24 protein-coding genes are annotated in these 18639 nt (G+C 64.2%); 12 read left to right on the top strand and 12 right to left on the bottom strand.

Annotated elements, in window-relative coordinates; genetic code table 11:
• The first annotated feature begins 4 nt into the window (after positions 1-4).
• The 7 genes from rsmD to ISP15_RS13300 all read left to right on the top strand — a co-directional run bounded on the left by rsmD (position 5) and on the right by ISP15_RS13300 (position 5764).
• Positions 5-559: a 16S rRNA (guanine(966)-N(2))-methyltransferase RsmD gene (rsmD, locus tag ISP15_RS13330; protein WP_404548027.1), complete on the top strand. Its 555-nt coding sequence runs from the start codon at positions 5-7 to the stop codon at positions 557-559.
• A gap of 43 nt (positions 560-602) precedes the next feature.
• The gene (gene coaD, locus ISP15_RS13325; protein ID WP_404548026.1) at positions 603-1142 is read left to right on the top strand and encodes a pantetheine-phosphate adenylyltransferase; all 540 of its coding nucleotides are present in this window, start codon (positions 603-605) and stop codon (positions 1140-1142) included.
• Positions 1135-1641 (top strand): hypothetical protein, encoded by a 507-nt coding sequence (locus ISP15_RS13320; RefSeq protein WP_404548025.1) that lies wholly within the window; start codon positions 1135-1137, stop codon positions 1639-1641. Before coaD ends, ISP15_RS13320 begins: the two co-directional genes overlap by 8 nt.
• Positions 1642-1759: 118 nt before the next feature.
• Positions 1760-2014, top strand: coding sequence for a YfhL family 4Fe-4S dicluster ferredoxin (locus ISP15_RS13315; protein WP_404548024.1), 255 nt, complete (start codon positions 1760-1762; stop codon positions 2012-2014).
• A complete protein-coding gene (gene ggt, locus ISP15_RS13310; protein WP_404548023.1) occupies positions 2011-3726 on the top strand; it encodes a gamma-glutamyltransferase in 1716 nt (571 codons plus the stop codon). Before ISP15_RS13315 ends, ggt begins: the two co-directional genes overlap by 4 nt.
• Before the next feature lie 117 nt (positions 3727-3843).
• Complete coding sequence (locus ISP15_RS13305; RefSeq protein ID WP_404548021.1) at positions 3844-4692, top strand: MBL fold metallo-hydrolase; 849 nt, start codon at positions 3844-3846, stop codon at positions 4690-4692.
• A 25-nt stretch (positions 4693-4717) separates the two neighbouring features.
• Positions 4718-5764, top strand: coding sequence for a TMEM43 family protein (locus ISP15_RS13300; RefSeq protein WP_404548020.1), 1047 nt, complete (start codon positions 4718-4720; stop codon positions 5762-5764).
• A gap of 15 nt (positions 5765-5779) precedes the next feature.
• Here the strand turns inward: ISP15_RS13300 and ISP15_RS13295 are convergent, their stop codons facing one another.
• The 4 genes from ISP15_RS13295 to cdd form a co-directional block, all read right to left on the bottom strand.
• Entirely contained in the window at positions 5780-6346 is a 567-nt protein-coding gene (locus tag ISP15_RS13295) for an NUDIX hydrolase (RefSeq protein ID WP_404548018.1), read from the bottom strand.
• Positions 6347-6365: 19 nt separating this feature from the next.
• Positions 6366-7265 (bottom strand): 5'-3' exonuclease, encoded by a 900-nt coding sequence (locus ISP15_RS13290; protein ID WP_404548017.1) that lies wholly within the window; start codon positions 7263-7265, stop codon positions 6366-6368.
• A gap of 5 nt (positions 7266-7270) precedes the next feature.
• On the bottom strand, positions 7271-7840 hold the full coding sequence (locus ISP15_RS13285; protein ID WP_404548016.1) for a nitroreductase family protein: 570 nt from the start codon (positions 7838-7840) through the stop codon (positions 7271-7273).
• Positions 7841-7953: 113 nt separating this feature from the next.
• Positions 7954-8364, bottom strand: a complete 411-nt coding sequence (gene cdd, locus ISP15_RS13280) for a cytidine deaminase (protein ID WP_449757820.1) — start codon at positions 8362-8364, stop codon at positions 7954-7956.
• 126 nt (positions 8365-8490) lie between these two features.
• On the opposite strand from cdd, the gene ISP15_RS13275 reads away from it, so the two are divergent.
• Complete coding sequence (locus ISP15_RS13275) at positions 8491-9591, top strand: NAD(P) transhydrogenase subunit alpha (protein ID WP_404548015.1); 1101 nt, start codon at positions 8491-8493, stop codon at positions 9589-9591.
• A gap of 17 nt (positions 9592-9608) precedes the next feature.
• Here the strand turns inward: ISP15_RS13275 and ISP15_RS13270 are convergent, their stop codons facing one another.
• Genes ISP15_RS13270 through ISP15_RS13260 form a run of 3 tightly spaced genes read right to left on the bottom strand, consistent with a single transcriptional unit; the run spans position 9609 to position 11107 of the window.
• A complete protein-coding gene (locus ISP15_RS13270; RefSeq protein WP_404548013.1) occupies positions 9609-10124 on the bottom strand; it encodes a DUF3106 domain-containing protein in 516 nt (171 codons plus the stop codon).
• Positions 10125-10127: 3 nt separating this feature from the next.
• Positions 10128-10523: a hypothetical protein gene (locus ISP15_RS13265; protein WP_404548012.1), complete on the bottom strand. Its 396-nt coding sequence runs from the start codon at positions 10521-10523 to the stop codon at positions 10128-10130.
• The gene (locus tag ISP15_RS13260) at positions 10520-11107 is read right to left on the bottom strand and encodes an RNA polymerase sigma factor (protein ID WP_404548010.1); all 588 of its coding nucleotides are present in this window, start codon (positions 11105-11107) and stop codon (positions 10520-10522) included. The genes ISP15_RS13265 and ISP15_RS13260 overlap by 4 nt, the downstream gene beginning before the upstream one ends.
• A 201-nt stretch (positions 11108-11308) precedes the next feature.
• Between ISP15_RS13260 and ISP15_RS13255 the strand changes: the two genes are divergently transcribed.
• Together ISP15_RS13255 and ISP15_RS13250 are read left to right on the top strand one after the other, a co-directional pair.
• On the top strand, positions 11309-11617 hold the full coding sequence (locus ISP15_RS13255) for an NAD(P) transhydrogenase subunit alpha (protein ID WP_404548008.1): 309 nt from the start codon (positions 11309-11311) through the stop codon (positions 11615-11617).
• Entirely contained in the window at positions 11617-13092 is a 1476-nt protein-coding gene (locus ISP15_RS13250) for an NAD(P)(+) transhydrogenase (Re/Si-specific) subunit beta (RefSeq protein ID WP_404548346.1), read from the top strand. Before ISP15_RS13255 ends, ISP15_RS13250 begins: the two co-directional genes overlap by 1 nt.
• On the opposite strand, the gene ISP15_RS13245 is transcribed toward ISP15_RS13250, so the two are convergent.
• Positions 13089-13532, bottom strand: a complete 444-nt coding sequence (locus ISP15_RS13245) for a hypothetical protein (protein ID WP_404548007.1) — start codon at positions 13530-13532, stop codon at positions 13089-13091. The two genes, ISP15_RS13250 and ISP15_RS13245, sit on opposite strands and share 4 nt — an antisense overlap.
• A gap of 210 nt (positions 13533-13742) precedes the next feature.
• On the opposite strand from ISP15_RS13245, the gene sufT reads away from it, so the two are divergent.
• Positions 13743-14300: a putative Fe-S cluster assembly protein SufT gene (sufT, locus tag ISP15_RS13240; protein ID WP_404548006.1), complete on the top strand. Its 558-nt coding sequence runs from the start codon at positions 13743-13745 to the stop codon at positions 14298-14300.
• 152 nt (positions 14301-14452) lie between these two features.
• Here the strand turns inward: sufT and ISP15_RS13235 are convergent, their stop codons facing one another.
• On the bottom strand, positions 14453-14947 hold the full coding sequence (locus ISP15_RS13235) for an asparaginase domain-containing protein (RefSeq protein WP_404548005.1): 495 nt from the start codon (positions 14945-14947) through the stop codon (positions 14453-14455).
• A 143-nt stretch (positions 14948-15090) separates the two neighbouring features.
• On the bottom strand, positions 15091-16734 hold the full coding sequence (locus ISP15_RS13230; protein ID WP_404548004.1) for an acyl-CoA dehydrogenase family protein: 1644 nt from the start codon (positions 16732-16734) through the stop codon (positions 15091-15093).
• A gap of 116 nt (positions 16735-16850) precedes the next feature.
• Here ISP15_RS13230 and ISP15_RS13225 point away from each other — a divergent pair, with 116 nt between their 5' ends.
• Positions 16851-17636, top strand: a complete 786-nt coding sequence (locus ISP15_RS13225) for an acyl-CoA thioesterase (RefSeq protein WP_404548002.1) — start codon at positions 16851-16853, stop codon at positions 17634-17636.
• Here ISP15_RS13225 and ISP15_RS13220 read toward each other — a convergent pair.
• Together ISP15_RS13220 and wrbA are read right to left on the bottom strand one after the other, a co-directional pair.
• On the bottom strand, positions 17633-17989 hold the full coding sequence (locus tag ISP15_RS13220) for a DUF2069 domain-containing protein (protein ID WP_404548001.1): 357 nt from the start codon (positions 17987-17989) through the stop codon (positions 17633-17635). The two genes, ISP15_RS13225 and ISP15_RS13220, sit on opposite strands and share 4 nt — an antisense overlap.
• The gene (gene wrbA, locus ISP15_RS13215; RefSeq protein ID WP_404547999.1) at positions 17986-18585 is read right to left on the bottom strand and encodes an NAD(P)H:quinone oxidoreductase; all 600 of its coding nucleotides are present in this window, start codon (positions 18583-18585) and stop codon (positions 17986-17988) included. The genes ISP15_RS13220 and wrbA overlap by 4 nt, the downstream gene beginning before the upstream one ends.
• Positions 18586-18639: the final 54 nt, after the last annotated feature.

The following is an 18639-nucleotide window of genomic DNA, read 5'->3' as shown; positions in this document are numbered from 1 at the left end:
GCGCATGAAGACCGCGCCCGGGCGAATCCGCATTATCGGCGGCCATTTGCGCAATTCACGGCTGAACGTGCCCGACCTTCCGGGTTTGCGGCCTACTCCCGAGCGGGTACGCGAGACGCTGTTCAACTGGCTGGCCCCGACCATCGCCGGCGCGCGCGCGCTGGACCTGTGCGCGGGCACTGGCGCCTTGGGCATCGAGGCGTTGTCGCGCGGTGCGGCAACGGTGCAGTTCGTGGAGCCGGATGCCAGGGCGGCGGCTGTGCTACGTGACAACCTTGCCCGGTTGAAAGCCGGCGGCGAGGTGGCGGGAACCGACGCCGTGCGTTTCTTGCAAGGCAAGGCTCAGCCCTACGATCTGGCCTTCCTCGATCCGCCGTTCGCCGCGCAGTTGTGGGCCACGCTGGCGCAGCGGCTGGAGCAGGATGGCTGGTTGGCCGCTTCCGCCTGGATCTATGTGGAATCGCCGCGCGAGGTCGCGCCTGCGTTACCGCCCAATTGGACACTGCATCGCGAAGGCCATGCCGGCGAGCTGCGCTTTGCACTCTATCGCCGTATGTAAATGCTTCCATTAAGCTACGGCTTTCTACCGCGAATCCGTTTTCGTGAACCAGCAGCCGGTCAATACCCGCCTTGCCGTCTATCCGGGCACTTTCGATCCGATCACCAATGGCCACGCGGATCTCGTCGCGCGCGCGGCACCCTTGTTCGAGCGTATCGTGGTCGCCGTGGCTGAAAGTCCCAACAAGGGCAAGGGTCCCGGTTTTACCATGCAGGAGCGCATTTCGCTGGCACGGCTCGCGCTGGCGGACCTGAAGAACGTGGAGGTGCGCGGCTTCGATTGTCTGCTGGCGCAGTTCGTCAGCGAGATCGGCGCCGGCGTAATCATCCGCGGCCTGCGTGCGGTGTCGGATTTCGAATACGAATTCCAGCTGGCGAGCATGAATCGCCATCTCATTCCCCGGGCCGAAACGCTATTCTTGACGCCGGCCGAGCAGTACAGCTTCATTTCTTCCTCGCTGGTACGCGAGATCGGGCGCCTCGGCGGCGATATCTCCGGTTTCGTGCATCCTGCGGTCCAACAGGCCATGCGGCAGCGCTGGCACAAAAAGCAACCCGAAATCGAAGGGGACAACTATGCGTAAATTCACTCTCGTCGCCACCGCCCTGGCGTTGACCGGCTGCCTCGCCCTGTCCGCGTGCAACAAGGACCAGCAGGGCGATGGCCAGCAACAGGCCAAGCAGGCTCAGGTCACCAAGCCGACCGATCCGAACGATAGCAAGGCCTGGGGTGCCTACCTCGGCCAGATCGTGCAGCAGAACATGCAGGGCATGTCCGCGCCGCAGCCATATGCCTACATGGTGCCGGCCGGCGACAGCGACGATGTCAAGGACGCCCGCGACCGCCAGCTGAGCAATGTGCAGGATACGGTCGCCCGTGGCGTCCTGCCCGGCAATATGCTGGTCTTCGGCGGCCCGGATTCCGGCAAGACCGCCGACCTGGTCACCACCGCCTTCAAGGATGCCAAGCCGGGCTCGTTCAAGGGCGTGATCGTGTTGTTCATCGGCGACAAGGCCGATCAGCAGCGCGTGGACGATGTATTGAAGCCGACCAACGCAACGATCCGCTTCGTCCAGATGTAAGCACGGCCAAGGGCCGGGGCGAGGGTGAGCGCGCCAGCGTTTGCCCGCTCGTTCCCGGTCCCCGCCATGCCCGTTGTTGCTCCGCGCGATGAGCGCCGGCCGTGTAGACTAGCCCGGCATGTCCCTGAAGATCCTCGATACCTGCGTCAATTGCGACGTCTGCGAACCTGTTTGCCCCAACCAGGCGATTTCGCTTGGCGAGGAGTACTACATCATCGACCCCGCCCTGTGCACCGAATGCGTCGGTCATCACGACGAGCCGCAGTGTGTGGTCGTGTGTCCGGTGGAATGCATCATCGTCGATCCCGCACATGCCGAGACGCGCGAGCAGCTCGAAGGTAAATACACCCATCTGATGGAGTCCAAGGGATGAAGCTTGCGTTGCGCTGGCACGTGTTGCTGATCGGTTTTGTATTGGGGACGAGCGGGGCATTCGCCGCCGTTCGTCCGGCATCATCCACGTCCGCGGCACCGCTTGCGCAGCGTCCAGGCCACGCCGGCATTGCCAGCGCCAATGCCCTGGCGACTGAAGCCGGGTTCGAGGTGCTGGCCAAGGGCGGCAATGCATTCGATGCGGCCGTCGCGGTGGCGTCCACCTTGTCGGTGGTGGAACCGGAAAGCTCGGGTATCGGCGGCGGTTTCATGGCGACCATGCATCTTGCTGCGGACAACCGCAATGTGTTCATCGACGCGCGCGAGGCTGCGCCAGCCGCCGTCAATCCCAAGGATTATCTCAATCCCGATGGCACCCCCAATCGCGATACCGCGCTGAAGGGTCCGTTGTCGGCGGGCATCCCTGGCGAGCCGGCCGGCCTGGTGTGGATCGCCAGGCACTATGGCAAGTTGCCGCTGGCCGTATCGCTGGCGCCGGCCATTCGCACTGCGCGGGATGGCTTCAAGCCGGATGTGCGCCTGCTTGGCGCCATCCAGGATGAGCAAAAGAACCTGGAACGCTGGCCAGCCTCTGCCGCCATCTTCCTGCCGGGAGGCAAGCCGCCGGCGGCGGGCGAACTCTGGCGCGATCCCGAACAGGCGCGCACGCTGGCGTTGCTCGCGCAGTACGGCGATTCCGGTTTCTACAGCGGCGAGACCGCACAGAAGTTGGTCGATGCCGTGCGTGCCGCAGGCGGTAACTGGAGCTTGCAAGACCTGGCTTCCTACCGCGTGAAAGAACGCCTGCCGATCACTGTCGATTATCGCGGCTACAAGATCATCACCGCGCCGCCGCCGTCGTCGGGCGGCGTGGCGATCGCGGAAATCCTCAATATTCTTTCCGGTTTCGACCTCGACCATTTGGACCAGGCGCATCGCGTGCATTTGGTAATCGAAGCCATGCGCCGCGCTTTCCGCGATCACAACGATTACCTGGGCGATCCGGATTTCGTAAAGATGCCGCTGGATATGCTGCTGTCCCCTTATTACGCGGACGGCTTGCGCCAGACGATCCTGCCGGACAAGGCCACGCCGTCGTCGATGCTGGCGCCGTCCAACGGCCAGGATCCAGGCATGCATACCACGCATTTCTCGATCATCGATGCCGATGGCAACATGGTGGCGATCACTTCCACCGTGAACTACATCCTGGGTTCCACCTTCGTCGCGCAAGGCACGGGCGTTCTGCTCAATGACGAAATGGACGACTTCGCACTGGTGCCCAACAAGCCGAATGTCTACGGACTGCTGGGCAGCAAGGCGAACGCCCCCGAACCGGGCAAGCGCATGTTGTCCTCGATGTCGCCGAGTATCGTCATCGGGCCCGATCGCACTGCCGTCATCGGTTCGCCGGGCGGTTCCACCATCATCACGCAGGTGCTGGAAGGCATCCTTGCCTTCATCGATGGCGGCGATGCGCATCAAGTAGCGGCGAAGAAACGTTTTCACCATCAGTATCAGCCCGATGTGGTTTCGGTGGAACCAGGCGCGTTCGACCCCAAGACCAGCCAGGCGCTCACCCGCATGGGCTATACGCTGAAGGAACGCGAGCCGTGGGGCTTCATGAACGTGGTGATCTGGGATCGCCGCAGCAACAAGCTGGACGCGGCGAGCGATCCACGTCGGCCGGATGGTCTGGGCAAGGTGCAGTAGCCACGCGCTCGGCGGCGCAGGTCGGATGGGAGCGCAGCGGAGGGGAAGGCCGAATGGATTGCGATATGCTTCCGGCCTTCACTCCCGTTGGCGCTCTTCTTTGCTATAGGCGTACCCATGCAACTGTGGTCGATCAACGGTAACTCGCAGCAACTCGACGGCGGCGCGATGTTCGGTAATGCGCCAAAGGCGTTGTGGTCGCGCTGGATTGCACCGGACGAACTCAACCGCATTCCGCTGGCCTGCCGCTGTCTGCTGGTGAAGGATCTCGAAGGTCGTAACGTATTGTTCGAAACCGGCATCGGCGCGTTCTTCGAGCCGGCGCTGCGCGAACGCTATGGCGTAGTGGAAGACCGCCATGTATTGCTGGATTCGCTCGCCGCTGCCGGTGTATCGCATGAAGACATCGACGTCGTGGTGCTCTCGCACCTGCATTTCGATCATGCCGGCGGCCTGCTCGCTGCCTGGGAAGAAGGGCGCGCAGCGCAATTGCTGTTTCCGCATGCGCAGTTCCTGGTGGGTGCGAATCACTGGCAGCGCGCCAGGCAGCCGCATCCGCGCGATCGTGCGTCGTTCATTCCGGAGCTGCAATCGCTGTTGATGGAAAGCGGGCGGCTGGAACTGGTCGCCGGGGAATACTCGCAGACGCTCGGACAGGCAGTGCGCTTCCATTTTTCGGACGGCCATACGCCCGGCCTGATGCTGGCGGAATGCGCGGGCGTGGTTTTTTGCGCCGACCTGATTCCCGGCCGGCACTGGGTGCACCTGCCCATCACCATGGGTTACGACCGTTTTCCTGAGACGTTGATCGAAGAAAAGCGTGCTTTCCTGGACGACAAACTCGCGCGCAATGTGCGCTTGTTCTTCACCCACGACCACGCTTGCGCGATGGCGCGCGTGACACGCGATGAGCGTGGGCGCTATGGTACGGCCGACGAGCAGCCCGAATTGCGCGGCACAGTCTAGTTTCCAAGTCCACCCCGGAGGTTCGATGAGCGGCGAGCGGAAGCCACCTCTCTCCATCCGCGAGTTGCTATGGCCCGCCCTCGGCGCGCTGGTGCTGCTTATCGGCGTAGGCGTGGCCGCCGTCGCTGAAAAAGGGCAGATCGACTATCGCATGCAGATCTGGCGGCACGGTGGCGACGTGCTGGACCTGGGCGGCAACGGTCGCCCCGATGCTGGCGAGCAGGGCTATATGGTGCGCGTGGTCGGGCCCTTGCAGGTCGTGGAAGCGCCGCTCGACGAACAGTTCAGCCAGCAGACCAGCCAGCCGGTGCTGATCCGCCACGTGCAGATGTTCCAATGGCACGAACTCCGCTACGGCGGTCCGGCGTCATACGAACTCGACTGGGAAGACCATCCGGTCGATTCGAGCCATTTCCAGCATCCCGAAGGCCACGCCAATCCCAGCAAGTTTCCGCTGCAGGGCGCGCAATTCGATGCCGGCCTCGTGCGCCTGAGCGACTTCGTACTGGCTCCGGCATTGGTGCATGCGCTGCCCGGCAGCCAGCCGATCTCGCCGGATCTGCGCAGCCTGCCGAGCAATCTTGCCGCCAGTTTCAGCCTCTACCAGGACAGTCTCGTCACCAGCGCGGTGCCGTCCCATCCGCAGCTTGGCGATTTGCGCGTGAGCTGGGAGGCCGTGCCGGCGCAGACGGTCACGGTCGTGGCGAAGGTCGACGGCAATAGGCTCGTCCCGGCCAACGACGCGGCGGACGGCATCGGTTTCGCGGTGCAGCTGGGCGATGTACCGCTGGCCGATATTTACTCCGATCTGCCGCTTCCGCCCGAGCATCCGTGGTTGCGGCGCCTGTTCGCGTTGTTGCTGGCGACGCTCGGTGCGGCCTTGCTGTCGACCTGGCATCACCGGCGCGTCGATTTCATCCTGGCGCCGGCCATTGCCCTATTGCTGGTTGGCGCCATCGATGCGGTGCTATGGCTGGGGAACGACGGGTCGCTTGCGGCAGGCTGGTTCGTGCTGGCGCTGGCCGGCGCGGCGCTGACAGCATGGCGCGTGCGCGCGCTGAGCGTCCACTGACGCGCAGCGTTGCGGTCAGCCGAAATCCTTGGCGTGTTCGATGAACCACAGTCCCGCAAACAGTTTCGGGTCGATCGAATAACCTTCCGCCGCACGTGCCAGCAGCCACGCACCCGCCTCGTGGCGCGGCACCTCGTGCACGACGATGTTTTCGCTCTCGTCGCCACCGCCATCGCCTGCCTTGACCAACTCGTGCGCGCGCACGAAAGCGATGATCTCGCTGCTCATGCCGGACGATGACGGGCCTTCGTGCACGAACGTTACGCTGGCGCAGCGATAGCCGGTTTCCTCTTCCAGTTCGCGCTGTGCGGCGAGCAGCGCGCTTTCTTCCTGCTGGCCGGCCAGGTCGCCGACCAGCCCTGCCGGCATCTCGATGGTGAACTGCTGGATCGCTACGCGATACTGCTGCACGAACAGCACCTTGTCTTCAGGGGTGACCGCGAGAATGATCACCGCGCCGCCAGGATTGTTGCGCTCGGCGTACTCCCAGCGGCCACGGCGTTTCAGGCTGAGCCAGCGGCCCTGGTAAAGCATTTCGGGGGCGGCGTGGGCATCGTCGGGCATGCGGTCCGGATGATTCATGGGATGGTCTCGAAGGAACTCAGGTGGCGGCACTATGCAGCGCGCGCAAGCGGCTGCGTGTCAACGGACCGAAACGCAGCTGTTCGCAGAGGGATTCGAGCGTGTCCATGCCGCGTCGCCGCTGGAGCAGCTCATGGCCGCTCTCGATCGGTGCATCCAGTGCGATGCGCGTCAGGCGGCGGTAGAGCCGTGCCGATTCGGCATGTTCGCGCAAGCGGGCCGCGCAACTGGCGGCGCCGCGGATGCGCAGGAACGGCACTTCGTCAACCCGATCCAGCAATTCATCCAGGCTGCCGAAATGGACCAGCAACGCGGCGGCGGTTTTTGCGCCGATGCCGGGCACGCCGGGAATATTGTCGACCGCATCGCCGCATAGGGCGAGGAAATCCGCCACTTGTGCCGGATGCACGCCCAATCGCTCGAATACGCCCGCCGGTCCCCAGCGCAGGTTGCGCGCAAAATCCCATTGCTCATCCTGTTCGCCGAGCAACTGGCCGAAATCCTTGTCGGCTGAAACGATCACGCTGCGAAAGCCATGCGCACGCAAGCCCCACAGGGTGCTGCCGATCAGGTCGTCCGCTTCGTAGCTATGATCGATCAGCACGCGGATGCCGAGTGCTTCGGTGATCGCCCGGCACAGCACGAATTGCCGTTCCAGATCGGGTGGCGGCAATTCGCGATTGGCTTTGTACGCCGGGTAGATGGCATTGCGGAACGACGTGGTAAGCGAGGCGTCGAACGCTACCGCCAGGTGCGAGGGACGCTCGCGTTCCAATAGCTCGCACAGGAAACGGGTGAAGCCGTGCACTGCATTGACCGGGTGGCCGTCGATATCGTGGAATTCATCCGGCATCGAATGCCAGGCACGGAACACGTACAGGCTGCCATCGATCAGGTGTGCGGTCGGCAGGGTAGACACCGTGATTAGCCCTGCCATTCGCTGAGCACGTCGCCCAGTGCAGGGCGATCGCGATCGGGAATGTCGGTTTGCGGCGTGCCGAGGTGCACGAAGCCGATCACGCATTCGTTTGCCGCCAGGCCCAGCAAGGTAGCTACTTCCGGATCGTAGGCGGCCCAACCGGTAAGCCACTGCGCGCCGAAGCCCAGCGCGTAGGCGCCAAGCAGGATGTTATAGGCCACGTTACCGGCGCAAAGCTTCTGCTCGATCTCCGGAACGCCGCTGTCGTGGTCCAGCCGGGCGATCACCGCCACCACCAGCGGCGCGAAGGTGTAGCGCCGGCGTTCTTTCTCGCGCTTGGATTCGGGCAGTTCCGGATGGCGGCGGATGGCGCGTTCGGCCAGCTGCGCGCCGAACTTCAGCTTTGCCGCGCCGCGCAGCGTGATCAGCCTGAAGGGAACGAGCTTGCCGTGATCGGGCACGCGGATGGCCGCTTCAAGCAAGGTACGCAGGGTTGCCGGATCGGGAGCGGGTTCGCCCAGCTGGCGCGAAGGTGCGGAATGGCGTTGCTGCAGCAGTGAAAGGGCGTCGGACATGGATAGCCGTCCTGCAAAAACGTTTATCGTACAACTTCCGGCTGCTTGGGCCGGTCATGATGGTGGTTGCAGCCGTTCGTGTTCACGCGGACGGCCGTCGATAAGCCTTCCGATCAGCGCGGGGCCAATTGAAAGCCGTCCGGCAGCAGGGCTGCCACGGTCGTCTGCCGTGTGGCACCGGCTACATTGGCGAGCAGCACGGGCGTGTCCGGGCCACACAGCTCGGCCAGCGCCTGGCGGCAGGAGCCACATGGCGTTACCGGTTCGGGCGTATCGGCGATCACGGCGATGGCGCTGAAATCGCCGGGCCTGCAGCCGGCGGCGATGGCACTGAACAAGGCCGTGCGTTCCGCGCAATTGCACAAGCCGTAGGCCGCGTTCTCTACATTGCAACCTGGAAACTGGCGGCCATCCTTGCTCTGTACTGCCGCGCCGACATGGAATCGGGAGTAGGGCGCGTAGGCTGATTCTCGCGCATTGCGGGCAAGCTCCAACAGGCTGCTGCTGACCATCTGCTCGGACATCGGTGCTCCTCGCTGTCCCGGCTCGGGCCGGCCAGTCTAACCCGAACGCATGGCTCGTAATGCCGGGCTACGCAGAGATGGCGGACAGGCTCTAAGATGCGGCGACTACTCCGCAGGGGATGGCCGATGTCGATCACCGTGTCCGCATTGCGTGAAACCGCCGTTGGCGAGCGGCGTGTGGCCATCACACCGGAAGTGGCGAAGAAATTCCGAAGCAAGGGTTTGCGCGTATTGCTGGAACACGATGCGGGCACGGCGGCGGGTTTCCCTGATGGCAGCTACGCGGACGTCGCGTTTGCCACAGCGGACCAGGTGCTGGCCGAAACGGATCTGCTGGCCTGCGTGCTGCCGCCTGATGATGACGTTTTTGGACGCTTGCGCGAAGGCGGCACGGTGATCGGGCAACTGCGTCCGCATGGGGCCGGCGCGCGGATGGAAGTGCTTGCGCAACGGAAATTGACCGCGTTTTCGCTGGAACTGCTTCCGCGCACCACGCGCGCGCAAGCCATGGACGTGCTCAGTTCGCAGGCGGCTGTGGCCGGCTATCGGGCCATGCTGATCGCTGCTGAAAATGCACCGAAATTCTTTCCTATGCTGACCACGGCGGCGGGCACCATCCGGCCTTCGCGCGTGCTGGTCATTGGGGCTGGCGTGGCAGGTCTGCAGGCGATCGCGACGGCGCGACGACTCGGTGCGCAGATCGAAGGCTATGACGTCCGCCCAGAAACGCGCGAACAGGTCGAGTCACTTGGCGCGAAATTTCTGGACGTGGGCGTCAGCGCGGCCGGCAGCGGCGGCTACGCGCGCGAACTTACGGTGGAAGAGCGCGCCGCCCAGCAGCAAGCCCTGGCTGAGCATTTGAAAGTATTGGACGTAGTAGTCACCACAGCGGCCGTGCCCGGCCGCGCTGCGCCAAAGATTCTCACCGCGGCGATGGTGCAGGGCATGAAGCCCGGCGCGCTGGTGGTCGATCTCGCTGCCGAGAGCGGCGGCAATTGTGAACTGACGCGCCCTGGCGAGCGGGTGGAGCATGCTGGCGTGGTGATTCTGGGCCCGCTCAACCTGGCCGCGGGCGCGCCACTGCATGCATCGGAGATGTATGCCCGCAATATCTACAATTTTGCCGAGTTGCTGGTTCGCGACGGCGCATTGCAGCCGGATTTCAACGACGAACTGGTTGCCAAAAGCTGCGTGGCGCGGAACGGTGAACTACTGGCGGGCGTATAGCCCGAACGCCACCTGCGCTAGCGGCCTGGCATGCCGAAGGCATGCCGCCCGGGCAGCGCGGACCCTGGTCCAAGGTGTTGCAGCCACTGTTGCTTCTGCTCAGGCGTTTGTTCCTGCCACTGGCGGCGCAACGCATCACGTTGCTCGGGAGGCAACTGCTGGAAGCGTTTGAACGCATCGTGCAGCTCCTGCTGCTTGGAGGGCGGCAGGGTGTCGTACAAGTGTTGGTTCTCGCGGGCCTGCTGGCGTTGCTCGGGGGTCATCTGTTGCCAGCGCGCAATGTGTTCGCGGATTTCCTGCTGGCGCTGCGGCGGCAGCTTCATCCATTCCTGCGTGCGCTCGAGCATATGCTCTTGCCGCTTGGGCGGCAGCGTATCCCATTGCGATTGCAACGGTTGGAGCAACTGCTGCTGGGCCGGGCTGAGCGTGCTCCACGGGTGGGACGGGGAAGTGTCTTGCGCATACGACGGACCCGCGATCATCAGACCGAGCAGCAGGATAAACAGCGAGGGCGGGGGGAATCGTCGGGACATGAATCAATGTTTGGTCTGGCTGCTGTCACTGGCAGCGAGCCAGCTGTAGAAATCGAGGTTCTGGTACAGGCCTGGATCGGCCTTCTCGGCACCGGGCGGCAGGTATTCGTTATCTTGCTCCACTGTGGCCGAGGCCTGTGGGTTGTTGGCCGCGTTCTGCGGGCGCGGGGCCGGCTGCCAGATCATTAGCGCAGCCAGGGCGATGGCGGCAAGCGCTCCCACCGGCAACAGCAAGCGTGCCCGACGGTGAGCGTGCCGCACGGCTTGCGGCGCGGCAGCCTGCAAGGCGGTACGGCGCGCGGCGCGCAGGCGTCCGGCGATGACCGGATCGAGGTTGTGGGCCGCTTCCTGGTAGCGCGCGCGCGCGCGCTTTTCGAATGATTTGTCGGACGAGTTCATCGCCACTCCTCCAGTGCCTCGCGCAGGTGTTGCATCGCCCGCGAGAGATGAGTTTTCACGCTGCCTTCCGAACATCCCATCACCTGGGCCGTTTCGGCTACGTCCAGCCCTTCCAGCACCCGCAACATGAAGGCTTCGCGTTGACGCTGCGGAAGCTTTTTCACGGCCGCGGCCATGTCTGCGTAGGACTGCTCGCCGTGCAATTTCTCCAGTGGATCGGGACCGTTGTCGGCGGGTTCCCATACCGGGAGTTCGTCGCCATCTTCGTCGCGGCCGCCGCCGAGCCAGCCGACCACGATCGAGCGCACTTTGCGCCGTCGCTGCAGGTCCACGATGCGCCGGCGCAGGATGCCCCAGAACAGCGGCGTCCACTCTTGCGCAGGCTTGCCACGGTAATGCTTGACCAGGCGGAGCATGGCGTCCTGCACGGCATCCAGCGCATCTTCCCGGTTGCCCAGGTGCATTTCGGCCATGCGGAACGCCCGGCGCTCCATGCTGGCCAGGAACGCATCCAGCGTGGTGGGTACGGCACGGCCGTCCTGCACGATAAGTTCCGACTCAAACACCGCAGAGACGCTGTTCATGGCGCTGTGCTCCGAATCGTCTGGACGGGCATCCCGGGGCTCCATCTGGTCGACTCTCGTCAAAAACGCGCAAAGCCGGCGTGGGTTGACCCGATACCAGCTGGACTGTCGCTACGGCGAGCGACCGCCGAGGCCAAATGGATCGAGGCGCCCCGCACACCGTATGATGGGTCGAATACGACAGATTGGCGGGGGAAACACATGCTCGACGGGTTCCTGGCGCTCTACATCTTCATGCTGGCCGCGTTTACGGGTTACGAAATCATCGCGCGAGTGCCGGTGATCCTGCATACACCGTTGATGTCCGGTTCCAACTTCATACACGGCATTGTGCTGGTTGGGGCCATGATTGCGCTAGGTCACGCGCGCACTTCCTTCGAAATGGCGATCGGCTTCATCGGCGTGCTGCTGGGTGCCGGCAATGCGGCCGGCGGCTACGTAGTGACCGAGCGGATGCTGGAAATGTTCAAGTCCAGCCGGTCCGGTCGGGGCGATGGAGCGCCCAAATGATGGTCTGGCCGTTGACCCTGATCGATGCCTGCTATTTCCTGGCCGCCCTGCTGTTCATCCTGGGCCTGAAGCGCATGAGCTCGCCGCGGACCGCGCGGGTCGGCATTGTCTGGGCTGGCGTGGGCATGGTGCTGGCGGTGGTCGCCACCTTGCTGTTGCCCGATATGGCGCATCGGGAGCTGATCATCGCCGCGGTGCTGATCGGCGTGGCTGCGGCGTGGTGGACCGGGCGCCGCGTCGCCATGACGGCCATGCCGCAGATGGTGGCGCTTTACAACGGCATGGGCGGAGGTGCCGCGGCCGCTATCGGAGCCTGCGAACTGATCGGTCATGTGCAGGATTTCGCCGTGCTGCGTGGCGTGGCCGCACCGGCTACCTATCCGTTGACGCCGGAAAGCTGGTCGCCCTTGCACGGAATGATCGCCATCGTTCCGCTCAGCCCGGTGGCACTGGCGCTGGGCGTGCTTGGCGCCTTGATCGGCTCGGTAAGTTTTTCCGGTTCGTTGATCGCTTTCGCCAAATTGCAGGGCTGGCTGGATCGGCGTTTCGTCTTTCCCGGGCAACGTGCGGTGAATATGTTGGTGCTGGCAGGCGCCGTGGCGATAGGCGCGATGCTGGTCGCCGGGCATGTGACCCTGGCGTTGATCGGTGTTTTTTTCGCGCTTGCCTTGTTGTTCGGCGTACTGATGACCCTGCCGATCGGCGGCGCGGACATGCCGGTGGTGATTTCGCTCTACAACGCCTTTACCGGCCTGGCGGTGGCGTTCGAAGGCTATGTGCTGCACAACGAAGCGATGATCATTGCCGGCATGGTGGTCGGCGCGGCCGGCACCTTGCTGACCCAGCTGATGGCCAAGGCGATGAACCGCTCGATCGGCAATGTGCTGTTCGGCAGTTTCGGGGCCGGCGCGGGGACGGCCACGCAAGCCATTGCCGGCAGCCAGAAGCCGATCGAGGCGGCCGATGCGGCGGTGATGATGGCGTATGCCGAGCGCGTGGTCGTGGTGCCCGGCTACGGCATGGCGGTGGCGCAGGCGCAGCACAAGGTGTGGGAGTTTGCGCAGTTGCTGATCGCGCGCGGAGTGAAGGTCAAGTTCGCGATCCACCCGGTAGCGGGGCGCATGCCTGGCCATATGAACGTGCTGCTGGCCGAGGCCGGCGTGCCGTATGACCTCATTGTCGATATGGAAGACATCAATCCCGAATTTCCAGTGACCGACGTCGCGCTGGTGATCGGCGCCAATGACGTGGTCAACCCGGTCGCCAAGACCGACCCTGCTTCGCCGATCTATGGCATGCCGATTCTCGATGTGGCCGATGCCAGGCACGTGATCGTGGTCAAGCGCGGCAAGGGCACCGGTTTCGCGGGTATCGAGAATGCGCTGTTCTATGCGGACAACGCGCGCATGTTGTACGGCGACGGTCAGGCTGCGGCGGCGCAGCTGGTTTCGGAATTGAAAACGCTGGACGGCTAGCGGGCTGTCCGCGAACGCCGGCGCGGTGCGCGCAGGGTCACCAGCACGGCAACCACGACGCCGGCGACGGCCCATGCCACGTCGAGCGCACTGGAACCGATGCGAGCCAAGTCCAGCAGCATCGACCATCCGGCGGTGCGCATGGCATCGATCAGGCTATAACCGGTCATCGACGAAATATCGGTTGCTGCGGTCAGGACACGGACGTAAGCATTCGCCACCAGTGTCGCCAACCCAGCCAGCAATGCGGCGTTCCAGCGGTGCCCGTGCACCCATTGCCGGATCGCCAGGGCAAGCAGCCATCCTGCGGGCAGCGCAAGCCAGGGCAGGGGGCGGCGCAGGAACACTACCGGCAGCAACCAGACGGCGCCAGCCGCCAAGCCAAGCATTACGGCGCAGAACAACGCAAAGCCTTCGCCGAGGATCTGGCGCACGGTCATGATGGGCGATAGCTGGATCGGAGCACGGTCACGCAATTCCTGGCGGGCAAAACGGCAAGTTTAACGTACCAGCCCCGATTTCTCTGCCGGCCATCCCTTGAGATCGTGTGCTGGCAGCCTGATTGTGTGAGACAGGCCCTGCCACTGGCCGGCATAATAGGAGGCCGGATTAGCCGCAGGTCGGCTTTCCACAATGATCGATGAGATGGCATGAGCGGTTTCAGTCTTAGCAGCGAACCTTTCACCCTGGCGCGGGACTGCAGTGCAGTCATGGTGCCGCAGGGCGAAAGCGTGACCCTGCCAGCCGGCCAGGCGGGATACATCACGCAGGCCTTGGGCGGCAGCTTCACGGTGTATGTGGAGGGCAACCTGTTCCGCATCGCCGGCAACGATGCCGACGCACTCGGCAAGGAACCGCCGCCGCCGCTGGAGCTGGCCGCCGACGCGGGCGATGCCGAGGTCGAAAACCTGGTCTGGCAGCAGTTGCGCACGGTGTTCGATCCGGAGATTCCGATCAACGTGGTCGAGCTTGGCCTGGTCTATGACGTGAGCCTGGAATCGACGGCTCCCGAGCAGCGCAAGGTTTACGTAAAGATGACCCTGACCGCGCCGGGCTGCGGCATGGGCGACGTACTCATCGATGATGCGCGCACCAAGCTGGAATTGATTCCTACCGTTACCGAGGCGGACGTAGATCTGGTATTCGACCCGCCGTGGAATCATTCAATGATGTCGGACGCGGCAAAGCTTGAGACGGGGATGCTTTAAACAAGCGCCCCGGCTTCGAGAAAGAGGTGAGAGAGGGGGAGCTTCTCCCTCGCCATACACTGCTCCAGAACCCGGCTCCGACGCGACAATATCGCAGCTGGCCGTGACCTGATTCCTTCCCTCTTGCTCAGAGAAGGAGGGGGCCGAATAAATCAACCGCCCGCTACTTCCTCGAAGCGATTCGCGTCGCGGTTCTTGCGCACCTGGGCCGGATTCCACACGCGGCCGTTCATGGCGATGTAGACACCGTCCGGCAAGGTCTGGACGGCGGCGACCGCGCAACCGATATTGAACACCGCATCGGAGCCTTGGAAGCGGGCGGGATTGAGTGCGCCGGTCAACACGATCACTTTGTTCTTGATCGCGGCGAGTTCGCGGGCGGTTTCGACCATGGTGTCGGTGCCGTGCGTCACCAGCACGTGGCGGTGTGGCTGCGCGTCGATGGTGGAACGGATCAGCGCCCGGTCTTCCGCATTGATATGCAGGCTGTCCTTGCGCAGGATCGGGATCACGTCGAACTGGAACGCCACGCCGAGCTGGCCGAGGATTTCGCCGATCTGCGGCGCGCCGATCTTGTAGTCCGACTTGTCGTCGAAGTAGATCTTGTCGATGGTGCCGCCGGTGGTGACGATGGTCAGGTGCTGCATGGTCGTGTTGCCTCGGGGATGAATGGGTATTTTACCCGGCTGGAGAGTGGGCCGCGATGACGGCGCCGATAAGAAGGCGCTGATGTATGGCGGCGCCCGGCTTGGCGGTGGGCCAGCGCTGCTGGCGGCGTCCTTTTGGCTGCCTACTCCAGTAACAGCCGTGTGTCTTCCCCGCTGAGGTCGGAAAGACGCAGCAGTCCATGGCCGAGGAACCGCCGCAGCGCCGCGGCCGGTCGCTCATCGCCGCGCGAAGACGACCATGCCGCCGCGCGCGCCATCAGCGCCGCGGCCGCGCAGCGCGCAAGCGTGATGGCAATGCCGCGTGCGCCGGCCTCCAGCATGCTGCGCTCGATCGTTTGCGCATCCATGTGGGTGGCGGCGGCGTCCAGTGCGGCATGGATCGCGAACGAAGCGTGCGCGTTGTGCGCATCGCCGAGCCAACTGGTGATTACTCTGCGCAGTGCGGCGAAGCTATTGTTGCCGGCCAGGGCCCGCAAGCTATCCAGGGCAAGCACATTGGTAGTGCCTTCCCAGATGGCATATACCTGCGCATCGCGCAGCAGCTGGGGCAGGCCGGTATCTTCGATGTAACCGGCGCCGCCGAAGCATTCCAATGCTTCCGAACACAGGCTCACCGCCATCTTGCCGGTCCATAGCTTGGCGAGCGGCGTGAGCAGGCGCAGCGAGGCGGCCTCCTGTAACGTGGCGGCATTCTGTTCGACACGCCCGAGCAAGTGTGCCACTTCGAACGCGAGCGCAAAGGCGCCTTCGAATTCGGCCTGCATGTCCGCCAGGGTTTGCGCGTGCAGCGGCTGCTCGAGCAGCGGACGGCCAAACACCCGGCGCCGGGAAGCGTAATCGCGCGCCAGGCTGATCGCGCGCGCCATGCTGGCGACGGCGCCGATAGCGTTCCAGGTGCGAGTGACATTGAGCATCGGCGCGACTTGCCGCACGCCATGCGCGAGTTCGCCCAACGGCCACGCGGGCAGGCCGTCGAGGTGGATTTCCGCAGTGGGCAGTTCGTGCGTGCCAAGCTTGTCTTTCAAGCGATCGATGATCAGTTGCGGCTTGCGTTGCGCTCCGTCCATGGTTTCGACATAAAACAACGCCAGCGACGTTGCGCCTTCGCCGCTGCCTTCAGGCCGGGCCAGGGCCAGGGCTGCTTCGCCGACCACGGCGGAGCTGAACCATTTGCGGCCGTACAGACGCCATTGTCCGTCGGCATCCTGTCGCGCCATGGTTTGGGTATGTCCAACGTCCGAGCCGCCGGCGTTCTCGGTCATCCATTGGCCGGAAAGCCAGAACGTGTTTGCATCGCGGCTAAGGAAATGCGGCAGCGCGCGGTCGATCAATGCCTGGTTGCCCGAGGCTTTCAGCGCGGTGGCGGCGCCATCGGTCATCGCCAGCGGGCAGGTGTAGAACTCGCTGGCAACGTGGTAGAGGTAGGCGCGCGCGAATTCATCCAGTCGCGCATGCTCGTGGTTTTCATGTCCGGCGGCGAGGATGGCGTGGCGGGTGGTGAGTTGCGGACCTTCCAGCCACGCCGTGGTCAGTTCAACGCGATCGACCCGACGGCCCCATGCATCCCATTGCGTCAGTACCGGTTTACGGCGCGTGGTGCGGTGGCTACGTTCCCATGCCATCTGCGCGTAGTCGCCCAATGCGTCCAGATCAGTGTCCAGCGCGGCACGATGCTTGGAGGGGAATACGCGATCGAGCAGGGCAGTCAACAACCGGTCGTTGCGATGCGGATGCGCCAATTGCGGAGCGTCTTGCAGGAATCCCATGGGTTCGCCTCGATCAAGCCGTTGCCATGAGTATAGGCACCCATCGTCACGCATCCGTGCTGCGCCGCGTCGAGCGCATCCGTTAGCATGTCCGCTTCGAGGCGGGAGGCAGGAACATGCGGTTTTCCGAAGCGCTGGCCAGTGTTCGCCGTGACGGCGAGGCATGGATCGGCTTGATCAACGAAGACTGGCTGCAGGGCCGCAGCGCGTTCGGCGGGTTGCAGGCGGCGTTGGCCTTGCAAGCGATGCGTGGACTGGTGCCGGCTGATATGCCGCTGCGCAGTCTGCAGGTTGCGTTTGTCGCGCCGGTCCCGGCCGGCACGGTGCGTATGGTCGCCAAGGTGCTGCGCCAGGGCAAAAGCGTGACGCAATTGGAAGCGCGCCTGCTCGATGGCGAGGCTACGGTGTGCCTGGTCGTGGGCGTGTTTGGCACAGCACGCGAATCGAGTTTGCGGATATTGCCGTCGCAGCCCGCCGTGCAGGCTGCGGCCAAGCCGCATGTGCTGCGCTATGCGCCAGGCCTGCTGCCTCAGTTCACCCAGCATTTCGAGGCGCGCTGGCTGCAGGGCGATATCCCCTTCACCGGCAGCAAGAATACGTCCCAGGTCGTCGAAGTGGCGCTCAAGGACGATGGCACGGCCAGTGAAGCGCAGGTGGTCGCCTTTGCCGATTTCATTCCGCCCGTGGCGCTATCCATGCTTGATCAGCCGGCTCCCGGCAGTTCATTGACCTGGATGCTGGAACTGTTCGGCGACAGCCGTGGCCTGTCCTTGGCAAACTGGCGCATCGATGCGCAGTTGCAGGCGGCGCAGGATGGCTACACCAGCCAGCAGGTGATGCTGTGGGGGCCGCATGGCGAGCCGATTGCGCTGAGCCGCCAGAGCATGGTGGTGTTCGGTTAAGCGGCGCCGGTCTTTGGCTTGCGCTTGACGCCGGCGCCGAGCGCGCCGATCAACAGCAGCGTAAGCAGCACTTCGATCAGCGCTGGCCAGCGTTCCTGCGCCGAGCTCCAGCTTTCGGCAATGCCATGGCAGAAATAAAACAGGCTGAGGATGCCTACCCACAGCAATGCGCGCCGCACATTGCCGATGGCCAGGAACGGTAGCAGCAACGGCAGCACGCTGATGGCCAGCGCCGCCCACATCGGCACGTGCCGGGGCGGAAACAGCCACGCATACCAGGCGCACTGCAAGGCAATCAACGCAATCCAGGCGGCGACGCCGACGCGATGGGTGGTGCTAGGCGATGCATTCATGCGTTCGCCGCCAATTTGCGCGCGGTATCAGCCAGCCGCCGACCCAGCGCGCGGGCCAGTTCGCGTTCGTGCTCGCTGATGCTGTTTTCGCCCTTGGTTCCCGCGACATGGCTGGCGCCGTAGGGCGTGCCACCGCTCAGCGTGTTGCTGAGCGCCGGTTCGGTATAGGGGATGCCCAGCAGCAGCATGCCGTGATGGAGCAACGGCAGCGCCATGCTCAGCAGCGTGGATTCCTGGCCCCCATGCATGGTGCTGGTGGTCGTGAATACCGCCGCGGGTTTGCCGACCAGCGCGCCGCTGGCCCATTCGGCACCGGTGCTGTCCAGGAAAAATTTCAGGGGCGCGGCCATATTGCCGAAGCGGGTCGGGCTGCCCAGCGCAAGTCCCGCGCATTCATGCAGGTCGTGCCGGACCACGTAGGGCGCGCCTTCTTCGGGGTCCGGCGGCTGGGCCAGTTCGGTCACCGGCGCCACCGGCGGTACCTGGCGCAGCCGCGCGCGCATGCCGGGAATTTCTTCCACGCCGCGGGCGATCAGGCGGGCCAGTTGGGCCGTGTGGCCGTAGCGGCTGTAGTACAGGACCAGGATGTCGCTCATTCGCTTGGGAGGTTCAGTGTCAATGGGGTAGTGTACGGGCGACACCAGGGATGT

The sequence above is a fragment of the Dyella jejuensis genome (assembly GCF_044904675.1).
Lineage (GTDB): Bacteria > Pseudomonadota > Gammaproteobacteria > Xanthomonadales > Rhodanobacteraceae > Dyella_B > Dyella_B jejuensis.
This window is presented reverse-complemented; position numbering and strand designations above follow the sequence as displayed.